The sequence below is a fragment of the Streptomyces sp. 7R007 genome, assembly GCF_054850255.1.
The window spans coordinates 40607-51690 of the sequence record NZ_JBTWMV010000050.1 but is presented as its reverse complement, the minus strand read 5'-3'; the positions used below and the strand labels follow the sequence as shown (position 1 = coordinate 51690).

Genomic DNA, 11084 nt, shown 5'->3' with positions numbered 1-11084 from the left:
CCCGCTACTTCAAGGTGGGCATCGCTCAGCAGCTGGTGCTTCCGGCCACGGCCCTCCTGGTGATCTGCTGCACCTTCCTGGGTCACTGGGCGGTGTTCGCCGCCGGGCTCGTGTCGGCGCTGGCGGTGGCGACCGGGGTGGCGCTCACGGCGCGCATGGTCGCCCGGGAGCGCGAGACCGGCGGGGCGAGCGGGGAGCGGGCGACGACGCCGGTCGCGTGACCGGCCGCCCGCGCCACCCTGCGGGGCATCGCCGGGCCAGACTGGGCGCATGACAGTTGACGCTCTGACGGACGTCGCCGGGGTGCGGGTCGGCCACGCGACACGCACCGGCGGCGGTTGGCTCACCGGCACCACCGTCGTACTCGCCCCGGAGGGCGGGGCCGTGGCCGCCGTGGACGTACGCGGAGGCGGTCCCGGCACCAAGGAGACCGACGCCCTCGACCCGCGCAACCTCGTGCGCAAGGTCGACGCCGTCGTGCTGACGGGAGGCAGCGCGTACGGGCTCGACGCGGCGTCCGGGGTGATGGCCTGGCTGGAGGAGCGGGGGCGCGGGGTGCGCGTCGGGCCCGATCCGGCGCACGTCGTGCCGGTGGTGCCCGCCGCCTGCGTCTTCGATCTGGGGCGCGGCGGCGACTTCTCCGCACGGCCGGACGCCGGCACGGGCCGGGAGGCGGTCGAGGCGGCCGCTGCGAGCGAGGTGGGCGCGCCGGTGGCGCAAGGGTGCGTGGGCGCCGGTACGGGCGCTGTGGTGGGCGCGGTGAAAGGGGGCGTGGGCAGCGCGAGCGTTGTCCTGGAGTCGGGGGTCACCGTGGCCGCGCTGGTCGTGGCCAACGCCGCGGGGTCGGCGGTGGATCCGGAAACGGGCGTGCTCTACGGTGAGTTGTTCCAGGGGCGCGTGAACTATCCCGAGGCGCACGTCCACGAAGCCGCGCGCCGGCGCCTCGCCGAGATCGCGGAGAAGAGCGCACTCCCTCCGCTGAACACCACGCTCGCCGTGGTCGCCACCGACGCCGAACTGTCCAAGGCACAGGCGCAGAAGCTGGCCGGCACGGCGCACGACGGCATCGCGCGCGCCGTACGGCCGGTGCACCTGCTCAACGACGGCGACACGGTGTTCGCGCTGGCGACAGGGGCGCGGCCGCTCGACCCCGAGCAACCCCTCGCGCTGAACGCGCTCCTCGCCGCGGGCGCGGACGTGGTGACCCGCACGATCGTGCGAGCCGTGCGCGCCGCGAAGTCGGGGGCGGGGGCGGGGGCGGGTGGAGTGTGGCCGTCGTACGGGGAGTTGTACGGGGTCGGGTGATCTCGGGCGCGCTCCGCGGCGCGTAGCCCACGACCCACGACCTGTGCCGCGCCGCGCACGCCGCGTACTGCGCCTTGCACGCGCGCCGCACTCCCACGCCAACGCGCGCGCCGCAGCCCTGCCCCGCACCACGCGCCGCACACCACGACCTGCGCACCTCTTCAGGCGCCGCCACCACGTCCCGCACCCTTCGCCGGGCGCCGCACACCACACTCCGCACCCCTCATCGCACGCCGCACACCACACCCTGCGCCCCTCGCAGCGCCCCCGCGCCCCTCGTCCCGCCCCGCACCGCTCACGCTGCGCCGCACGCCCGTCCCTTACGGCCCGTGATTGTCCCGGTTCTGTCACGTGTCGTTGTTCCTTTCGGACGGCGGGAACCCCGGCCGTCGTCCCGGCCCTCTTTCTCGACGCACTGGAGCGGATCACGCACATCACACGAACCTGGAGTAGCCCGTGACAACGCCGGACATAGCAGCGCGGCGCGCACTGGGGGCCTGTGCCGTCCTGATGGTCGGCGCCCTCACCCTCACCGCCTGCGGTGGAAACGCCAACGCCGACTCGGCGAACGACGGCAAGGGCGGCACGACCTCCGCCAAGACGTCGACGGCGAAGATCGTCATCTCGGCGAAGGACGGCTCGACCGACGCGTCGATCAACACGACCGGCGTGAAGGTCACCGACGGCAAGCTGACCGACGTGAAGATGACGGTGGCCGGGAGCGGGCAGGCCGTGGCGGGGTCGATATCCGCCGACGGGAGCTCGTGGAAGCCGAACGAGCAGTTGGAGCGGGGCACGAAGTACCAGCTGTCCGCGACCGCGAAGGACGCGAGCGGTCGTACGGCCGCGGCCAACTCGATCTTCACCACCGTCACTTCGGCGCACAGCTTCATCGGGACGTACACGCCCGACAACGGCACGACGGTGGGTGTCGGGATGCCGGTGTCGTTCACCTTCGACAAGGTGATCAGCGACAAGAAGGCCGTGCAGTCGCACATCACGGTCGCCTCCAGCAGCGGCCAGAAGGTGGTCGGGCACTGGTTCGGGGCTCAGCGGCTCGACTTCCGGCCCGAGGAGTACTGGAAGGCCGGTTCCAAGGTCACGATGAAGATCGACCTGGACGGCGTGGAGGGCGCGAACGGCGTCTACGGGGTGCAGAAGAAGACGGTCACCTTCACCATCGGGCGCTCGCAGGTGTCGACGGTCGACGTCAACACGGAGACCATGACGGTCGTGCGGGACGGCAAGACCCTCAAGACGGTGCCGATCTCGTCGGGCAGCCCGCAGCACACCACGTACAACGGGCAGATGGTGATCTCCGAGAAGTTCGTGCAGACGCGCATGAACAGCCAGACGGTCGGCCTGGGTGGCGAGTACGACATCCCGGACGTGCCGCACGCGATGCGGCTGACGCAGTCGGGGACCTTCATCCACGGCAACTACTGGTACAACAAGGGCAACCCGCCCTTCGGGAGGGAAGGCACCAGCCACGGCTGCGTCGGGCTCGCGGACGTGCAGGGCGCGCAGGGTGACACGCCGGCCAAGTGGTTCTACGACAACTCGCTCATCGGCGACGTCGTGATCGTGAAGAACTCCCCCGACAAGACGGTCGCGCCCGACAACGGGCTCAACGGCTGGAACCTCTCCTGGAGCGACTGGATCGCGGGCAGCGCGGTCTGAGAGAGCCGGGCCATGATCGGCGCAAGTGCCGTCTGATCAGCGAATTCTGACGATTCCTCGGGCCGCGCGGGAACTTTCCGCGCGGCCCGCGCGTTTTCCCAGCGCACGTTTTCTCGGTTCCCGGACATGATGTCCGACCGAGGGGCTACGGTATGCACCCACAAGGTGACATGCAGCAACGCCGGGAGAAGCCTTGAGCGTTCCGTACGAGACGGCAGCGTACGAACCACCCGAGTCGCCCGAGTCTCCGGAGGAGCACCTCGCGCGACTGCTCGGCCGTGCCCTGAACTCCTTCGAGCTGCCGGACGAGACGATACGGCGCCTGGACTGCGCGCTGGCGCACGACAGTTCGCTGCACTCCGCGCACCACAGCGCGGGCCTGCACCGGGAGACCTACCGGCACACCTGGCTGCTCGCCGACGGCTCGGCGCTCACGCTCTGGGAGCTCGTGCACAACACCGCGCGCGACGGCATCCAGCAGCACGAGGTGTACGTCGACGAGGAGGAGCTGCGCGCCGCGACCGCGCGCCTGCCGTTGCCGCCGGACGCCCCCGACTTCGAGCTGCCGGTGACGGTGCAGCTGTCGCCGGTGCCCGCGCCCCGGCACGCGTACGTGCCGGACGACTCGGCCGACCACGCGCGCCGGCTCCTGCGCCGCGCGGAGAATCCGGACCGGCCCGGCGCGGACACGGCCGTGCTGCTGACCACGGCGTTCGCGCACCAGATCACGCAGGCCTTCGGGCGCCCGTGCCGCGCGCGGCGCGCCGGACTGTGCTTCTCGCTGTACGAGCACGCGTTCCTGCTGCGGGACGGCGCGGAGATCTCCCTGTGGGAGGTCGAGCACACGGCGACGCCGGACGGGCGGCACATGTGCGAGGTGTACGTGACGGAGGACGCGGCGCGGGACGCGATGGAACGGCGCGCGGCACAGGTTTCCTGAGCTACGCGCACGCCGGGGGCGCACGCCAACCCGAGTGCGCGGGCGCGCACGGCGCGGGCACAACCCCCACGCCCGGCGCCCGGCGCCCGTGTCAGCGGCCGTCGCTGAGCTGTCGTACCAGGCCCGCGAAGGCGTCTCGCTCCGCCGGCGTCAGTTCCACGGCCTCCAGCTGGGGGCCGATCCGCCGCTGTGGCGGGAGGGCGTGCAGGGTGGCGCCGGACCACAGGCCGGCGCCGTCGCGGCCGCGGCGCAGGATGCGGGCCAGGCCGATCAGCCAGACGGCGAGCGCCCAGGCGAGAACGGCCACGCCCAGGGACTGGAGGATCGAGACGTGGTCGGGCATGCGCCCAGTAGACACCACGGTCCGGGACTGCGGCCCCGGACCGTGACATATCTCGCAGGCTTCGCAGCAGGTCGCAGGTCTCGCACATGCCCCGCACACGCCGAGAACAACTCACAGCGCGCCAAGGAGACATGCCTGCGGGGCGGAACCACCGGTTCCGCCCCGCTCCGGGTCGCCGTCCGGTTCTCGGTCGCTGTCCCGCCGCGACCGGCCCGGCCCCTGTTACGCCGCGACCGGCTGCTTCGCCTCGGTTTGCGCCGTGGCCGTGCCGTTCGCCGTCTGCGCGCCCGTGGTTCCGGGCGCCGGCTTGCGCATGCCCTTCAGGACGACCACCAGGGCGGTCGTGACACACACGCCGATCGCGATGGCGATCAGGTAGAGGAAGGGGTTGCCGATGAGCGGGACCACGAAGATGCCGCCGTGCGGGGCGCGCAGGGTCGCGCCGAAGGCCATCGACAGGGCGCCGGTGATCGCGCCGCCCACCATGGAGGAGGGGATGACGCGCAGCGGGTCGGCCGCGGCGAACGGGATGGCGCCCTCGGAGATGAAGGAGGCGCCGAGGACCCAGGCGGCCTTGCCGTTCTCGCGCTCTGTCTCGGTGAAGAGCTTGCCGCGGACCGTGGTGGCCAGGGCCATCGCCAGCGGCGGGACCATGCCGGCGGCCATGACCGCGGCCATGATCTTCATCGCGGAGTCGCTCGGGTTGGAGACCGCGATGCCGGCGGTGGCGAAGGTGTACGCGACCTTGTTGACGGGGCCGCCGAGGTCGAAGCACATCATCAGGCCGAGCAGGGCGCCGAGCAGGATGGCGTTGGAGCCGGAGAGGCCGTTCAGCCAGTCGGTCATGCCCTTCTGGGCGGAGGCGATGGGTTTGCCGACCACCACGAACATCAGGAAGCCGACGATCGCCGAGGAGATCAGCGGGATCACCACCACCGGCATGATGCCGCGCAGCACCGCCGGGATGTCGATCTTCTGGATCGCCATCACCACACCGCCGGCCAGCAGGCCGGCGACCAGGCCGCCGAGGAAGCCGGCGTTGATCGTGGAGGCGATCATGCCGCCGACGAAGCCGGGGACGAGGCCCGGACGGTCCGCCATGCCGTAGGCGATGTAACCCGCCAGCACCGGGACCAGGAAGCCGAAGGCCACGGCGCCGATCTGGAAGAGCAGGGCGGCCCAGCTGTCGGTCTGGGTCCACACGAAGTGGTCCATCACCGAGGGCGCCGACTTGATCTTGTATCCGCCGATCGCGAACCCGAGGGCGATCAGCAGACCGCCCGCCGCGACGAACGGGACCATGTAACTGACGCCGGACATCAGCCACTTGCGCAGCTTGGTGCCGTAGCCCTCGCCGGAGTCGCCGGCGCGTTCGACCGGCGTTCCCGCGCCCGAGGGGGCGCCCGTGGTCACCTCGCCGCGCGCGGCCTTCTCGCGCACCTCGGTGATCAGCTCGCCGGGGCGGTTGATGCCGGCCTTCACGCCGACGTCGACGGTCGGCTTCCCGGCGAAGCGCTCCTTCTCCCGTACGGGGACGTCGTGCGCGAAGATCACGCCGTCCGCCGCCGCGATGACGGCCGGGTCGAGGCGGGTGAAGCCGGCCGAGCCCTGCGTCTCGACGACGACCTCGACGCCCGCCTCGCGGCCGGCGTTCTCCAGGGACTCGGCCGCCATGTACGTGTGGGCGATGCCGGTCGGGCAGGAGGTGACGGCGACGATACGGAAGGGGCGCTCGTCGGTGCTGCCGGCGCCCGACGCCGGGGACGCGCCCCCGGCGTGCGCGCCCGGCGCCGAGGCCGTGTTGTCCGTGGCGGCGTCGGCGGAGGCCGCCACCGACGACGCCACGGAGTCTGAAGAGGCGCCCTGAACGGCGCTCGCGGCACCCTTGGCGCCGTCGGCAGCGCCGTGCGCGCCCTCTGCCGCGCCGCTCACGCCCGCAGCACCACCCTCGCCCGCGCCGCTCACACCGGCGCGACCGGCATCGTCAGCGCCAGAGCCCGCGCGACCTGCGTCGCCCGCACCGTCGGCGCCCGATCCGGCGCGACCCGTGCTGCCCGCGCCCTCGGCGTCCGCCCCCGGCGCATCCCCTCGAATGAGCGCCGCCGCAGCCTCCGCATCCCCCACCGACCGCAGTGCGCCGGTGAACTCCGCGTTCATCAACTGCCGCGCCAGCGACGACAGGATCGTCAGGTGGGCATCGTCGGCACCCGCGGGCGCCGCGATCAGGAAGATCAGGTCGGCGGGGCCGTCCGCCGCGCCGAAGTCGATGCCGGCGGCGCTGCGCCCGAAGGCGAGCGTCGGCTCGGTGACGTGCTCACTGCGGCAGTGCGGGATGCCGATGCCGCCGTCGAGGCCGGTCGGCATCTGCGCCTCGCGGGCGGCCACGTCGGCGAGGAAGCCCTCCAGGTCGGTCACCCGGCCCAGGGCCACCATGCGCTCGGCGAGGGCACGCGCCGCCGCTTCCTTGGTATCGGCGGACAGGTCGAGGTCGACCAGGTCCGCGGTGATCATCTCGCTCATCGCGGGCTCCTTCGCACGCGTATCGCCCGGACAGTGGGGTGGGCGGGGGTGGGGACGGGGGTGTTGTGGGGGGTGGGGTGAGCAGGGCCGTGGGAGGCGGAGCCGGGGAAGCCCCGCCTCCCCGGGGCGGCGGGGCGGCTCAGGTGGCCCCGCCGCCCGTCGGCGGCGGCGAGTAACGGGGAGCCTCGTCGCCATGGGGCCGTATCAGGGAGGGCCGCGGTGCCGGGAAACGACCGCCGACCCCGGACACCGGAGAGACCGACGGCCGACGCCACGGTCACCGGCACCGCAGCCGCGGACGACACCGCGGGCACCGGCACCGCAATCGCGCGCGATGTCGCAGTCGCCAGCACCGCAGCCGCGGACGACGCCGCAGCCACCGGCACCGCCATCGCAGGCACCGCCGCAGTCACCGACACCGCAATCTCCGACGACACCGCAGGCACCAGCGCCGCAGTCACACGCGACGCCGCAGCCGCCTGCACCACAGCCGCGCACGACACCGCAGGCACCGAAAAGACCGGAGTCGTACCAACGTTCATGACACCGGCTCCGTCAGTATCCGGTCCACCGGCACCTCGGCCGTCACCGTCACCGCCGCCGGGTCCAGGTCGTCCGGCGTGGGCATCACGCTGCCCGGCAGCTGGACGGCCGCCGCGCCGTGGGCCACCGCCGAGGCGAGGGCCTCCGGGCCGTTGCCGCCGGCGATGAGGAAGCCGGCCAGGGACGAGTCGCCGGCGCCGACGTTGCTGCGTACGGCGTCCACGCGCGCGCTGCCGAACCAGGCGCCCGCGTCGTCCACGAGCAACTGCCCGTCGGCGCCCAGGCTCGCGAGCACGGCGCGCGCGCCCATCCCGCGCAACTCCTCGGCCGCCTTCACCGCGTCGCCCACCGTCGTCAGGGGGCGCCCGACGGCCTCCGCGAGCTCCTCGGCGTTCGGCTTCACCACGTCGGGCCGCTCGCGCAGCGCCTCCAGGAGCGCACGCCCCGAGGTGTCCAGCGCGATCCGCGCGCCCCCGGCGTGCGCCCGCGCGACCACATCGGCGTACCACGCCGGCGCGAGACCTCGCGGCAGGCTCCCGCAGCACGCGATCCAGTCCGCGTCCCGCGACTGCGCCCGCACCGTCTCCAGCAGCAGCTCCTGCTCCTCCGCCGACAGCTCCGGACCCGGCGCGTTGATCTTGGTCAGCACCCCGTCCGCTTCCGCCAGCGCGATGTTGGAACGGGTGGCACCGGCGACCGGCACCGGCGCGACCTCGATGCCCTGCGCGTCGAGCAGATCGGCGACGAGCGCTCCCGGCGCACCACCCAGGGGCAGCACCGCGACCGTGCGCTGCCCGGCGGCCGCGACGGCGCGCGAGACGTTCACGCCCTTGCCGCCCGGGTCCATGCGCTCGCCGGTGGCGCGGATGACCTCGCCGCGGTCGAGGGACGGGACCTCGTAGGTGCGGTCCAGGGAGGGGTTCGGGGTGACGGTGAGGATCATGCGCGCACTACTTCCGTGCCGCCGCGCTCGATGGCGACGGCGTCTTCTGGGCTCAGCCCGCTGTCGGTGATCAGCAGGTCCACGTCGCTCAGGTCACCGAAGCGGGCGAAGTGCTCCTGGCCGTGCTTGGAGGAGTCGGCGAGGAGGACCACGCGGCGGGCGGCGGCGACGGCCGCGCGCTTGACCGCGGCCTCGGCGAGGTCGGGGGTGGTCAGACCGTGCTCGGCGGAGAAGCCGTTGGCCGCCACGAACAACACGTCCGCCCGGATCTCGCCGTACGCCCGCAGCGCCCAGGCGTCGACGGCGGCGCGGGTGCGGTGCCGTACGCGGCCGCCGACGAGGTGGAGCTGGATGCCGGGGTGGTCCGCGAGGCGGGCCGCGATGGGCAGGCTGTGGGTGACGACGGTGAGGGAGGACTCCAGCGGAATGGCGGCCGCCAGTCGCGCCACCGTCGTGCCGGCGTCCAGGATCAGCGTGCCTTCGAGCGGGAGCTCCGAGACGGCCGCCTTGGCGATACGGTCCTTCTCGTCCGCCGAGGTGCCCTCGCGCTCGGCGAGGTCGGGCTCGAAGTCGAGCCGGCCGACCGGTATGGCACCACCGTGCACCCGGCGGACGAGGCCGGCGCGGTCGAGGGCCTTCAGGTCGCGCCGGATCGTCTCCGCCGTCACCTGGAACTCCTCAGCCAGCGACACCACGTCCACCCGGCCGCCGTCACGGGCGAGCCGCAGGATCTCCTGCTGCCGCTCCGGTGCGTACATGTCCGTTCGCCTCCGCCTCGATGTCCGACCATTCCCGTTTGATGCCCGAACTTGTGGTTTCGCTCGGAGGCTACGCCCGGATTTCCGGAAAGTAAACAGGTTCGGACCTCATTCGGGCATGAACGGACTTCCGGCCCAGGTCACGACGGCCGAAGGGCCGGCAGAAAAAGACGGAGGGGCCCGGCAGCCGGAGCCGCCGGGCCCTTCACGGCCCATCCATCCCATCCGCCCCATCCATGCCCAGGAGGAGCGTGCCTTGCAGGAGCCTGTGACGTCGCCGCCCCACCCCACCAGCTCGGGCGACTTCTCACCCCATCAGCTCGGGCGACTTCTCACCCCACCAGCTCGGGCGACTTCTCACCCGCCGGAGCCTCGCCTGAAGCCAGCCCTGAAGCCCCGGCCTCACCCGCCGGCTGCCCCTCGGTCCCGGTCCCGTTCCCGTTCCCGGCCCCGTTCCCGGCCCCAGCCCCAGCCCCAGCCCCAGTCTCGACCTCCGCCCCCTCCTGCGGCGCCCTCCGCGGCAGCGCGAACATCAGGAGGAAGATCGTGCCCATCACCGCGGCCACCCACCACAGCGCGTGCTGGAAGGCGTGGACGAAGGCCGGCCCCACCTGGTCCGCGTGCAGCCGGTCGCCGATCCGGCCGAAGAACACGACCGACACCAGGCCGAGCCCGAGCGCGTTGCCCATCTGCTGCACCGTGTTGATCAGCCCGGACGCCGAACCGGCGTGCTCACGCGGCACCTCGGACAGGATCGCGTCCGTCAGCGGGGCGAAGATGAGCCCCATCCCCGCGCCCATCACGACGAGCGGCAGGGCCATCTGCCAGGAGGCGATGCCGAGGCCGTACCGTTCGGACTCCCAGATGTAGAGCAGCACGCCCGCCGCCATCACCAGCGCGCCCGCCTGCAGCACCTTGCGCCCGAACCGCGGCACGAGCTTCTGCACCGACAGGCCCGCAGCCGTGGAGACCGCGATCGAGAAGGGCACCCCCGTCAGGCCGGCCCGCAGCGGGCTCCAGCCCAGGCCGATCTGCATGTACAGCGTCCACACCAGGAAGAACACGCCGAGCGCGATCCCGAAGACGGTCTGCACGGCGATGCCGGCCGCGAAGCTCTTGACCCGGAACAGGGACAGTTCGACCAGCGGGGAGCCGTCCCGCGCGGTCTTGCGCTTCTCGTACGCCACCAGCGCCGCGAAGACCACCACGGCCCCGACCATCGAGAGGTGTCCCCACAGCGGCCAGCCCAGTTCGCGGCCGCGGGTGAGCGGGTACAGCAGCATCAGCAGGCCCAGCGTCACCAGCGCGACGCCCACCAGGTCCAGCTTCAGCGCCCGCGGCGCCTTCGACTCGGTGATGAAACGGCTGCCCAGCACCAGGCCCGCGATCCCCACCGGCAGGTTGATGAGGAAGATCGGGCGCCACTCCAGGCCCCACAGGTTCCACTCCGTCAGCAGCGCGCCCAGCAGCGGTCCCAGGACGGCGCCCAGCCCCACGATCGCGCCGAACAGGCCGAACACCTTGCCGCGTTCGTGCGCCGGGAAGGTCGCGTGCACGATCGACAGGACCTGCGGCACCATCATGGCCGCCATGCCGCCCTGGAGGATCCGCGAGGCGACCAGCATCTCCGGGTTCGCGGCGAAGCCGCACAGCGCGGAGGCGAGCGTGAAGCCGCCGATGCCGAGCAGGAAGAGCCGCTTGCGGCCGTGGATGTCGCCGAGCCGGCCGCCCGTGACCAGACCGGCGGCGAAGGCCAGCGCGTAACCGGCCGTGATCCACTGGATCTGGCTGAACGAGGCGCCCGCGTCCCGCTGGATCGAGGGGATGGCGACGTTGACGATCGTGACGTCCACGAGGTCCATGAAGGCCGCGGTCATCACGATGGCGAGGGCGAACCAGCGACGCCGGTCGCCTTCGGCGGGCCGGACGGCGGGTCCCGCACCGGACCGCGTCCCCGGCTGCACGCCGTCGGCCGTGAGGGCGTGGTTCGAGGCACTGCCGGCCGTGTCGCACGGGGCACCGTCGGCCATGTCGTTCGTGGCACTGAGGGTG

Annotated in this window: 8 protein-coding genes and 1 pseudogene; 4 read left to right on the top strand and 5 right to left on the bottom strand. The window is 72.7% G+C overall.

What is annotated here, in order from left to right; all coding sequences use genetic code 11:
* The 4 genes and pseudogenes from ACYF6T_RS37355 to ACYF6T_RS37340 all read left to right on the top strand — a co-directional run.
* Positions 1-221, top strand: a pseudogene (locus ACYF6T_RS37355) (low temperature requirement protein A); the annotation flags it as partial.
* Between the two features lie 49 nt (positions 222-270).
* Positions 271-1305 carry a P1 family peptidase gene (locus ACYF6T_RS37350; RefSeq protein ID WP_461702206.1) on the top strand — a complete coding sequence of 345 codons (1035 nt, stop codon included), beginning with the start codon at positions 271-273 and terminating at the stop codon, positions 1303-1305.
* A gap of 456 nt (positions 1306-1761) precedes the next feature.
* Entirely contained in the window at positions 1762-2985 is a 1224-nt protein-coding gene (locus tag ACYF6T_RS37345; RefSeq protein WP_461702205.1) for a L,D-transpeptidase, read from the top strand.
* A gap of 193 nt (positions 2986-3178) precedes the next feature.
* Positions 3179-3925, top strand: coding sequence for a DUF6227 family protein (locus tag ACYF6T_RS37340; RefSeq protein ID WP_461702204.1), 747 nt, complete (start codon positions 3179-3181; stop codon positions 3923-3925).
* A 91-nt stretch (positions 3926-4016) separates the two neighbouring features.
* Here ACYF6T_RS37340 and ACYF6T_RS37335 read toward each other — a convergent pair whose 3' ends face one another.
* The 5 genes from ACYF6T_RS37335 to ACYF6T_RS37315 all read right to left on the bottom strand — a co-directional run bounded on the left by ACYF6T_RS37335 (position 4017) and on the right by ACYF6T_RS37315 (position 10909).
* Positions 4017-4268 carry a hypothetical protein gene (locus tag ACYF6T_RS37335; protein ID WP_461702203.1) on the bottom strand — a complete coding sequence of 84 codons (252 nt, stop codon included), beginning with the start codon at positions 4266-4268 and terminating at the stop codon, positions 4017-4019.
* 222 nt (positions 4269-4490) lie between these two features.
* Positions 4491-6788, bottom strand: coding sequence for a PTS fructose transporter subunit IIABC (locus ACYF6T_RS37330; RefSeq protein ID WP_461702202.1), 2298 nt, complete (start codon positions 6786-6788; stop codon positions 4491-4493).
* A 538-nt stretch (positions 6789-7326) separates the two neighbouring features.
* Positions 7327-8274, bottom strand: a complete 948-nt coding sequence (gene pfkB, locus ACYF6T_RS37325) for a 1-phosphofructokinase (RefSeq protein WP_461702200.1) — start codon at positions 8272-8274, stop codon at positions 7327-7329.
* Positions 8271-9032 (bottom strand): DeoR/GlpR family DNA-binding transcription regulator, encoded by a 762-nt coding sequence (locus ACYF6T_RS37320; protein ID WP_461702198.1) that lies wholly within the window; start codon positions 9030-9032, stop codon positions 8271-8273. The genes pfkB and ACYF6T_RS37320 overlap by 4 nt, the downstream gene beginning before the upstream one ends.
* A 332-nt stretch (positions 9033-9364) precedes the next feature.
* Complete coding sequence (locus tag ACYF6T_RS37315; protein WP_461702208.1) at positions 9365-10909, bottom strand: MFS transporter; 1545 nt, start codon at positions 10907-10909, stop codon at positions 9365-9367.
* Between the last annotated feature and the right edge of the window lie 175 nt (positions 10910-11084).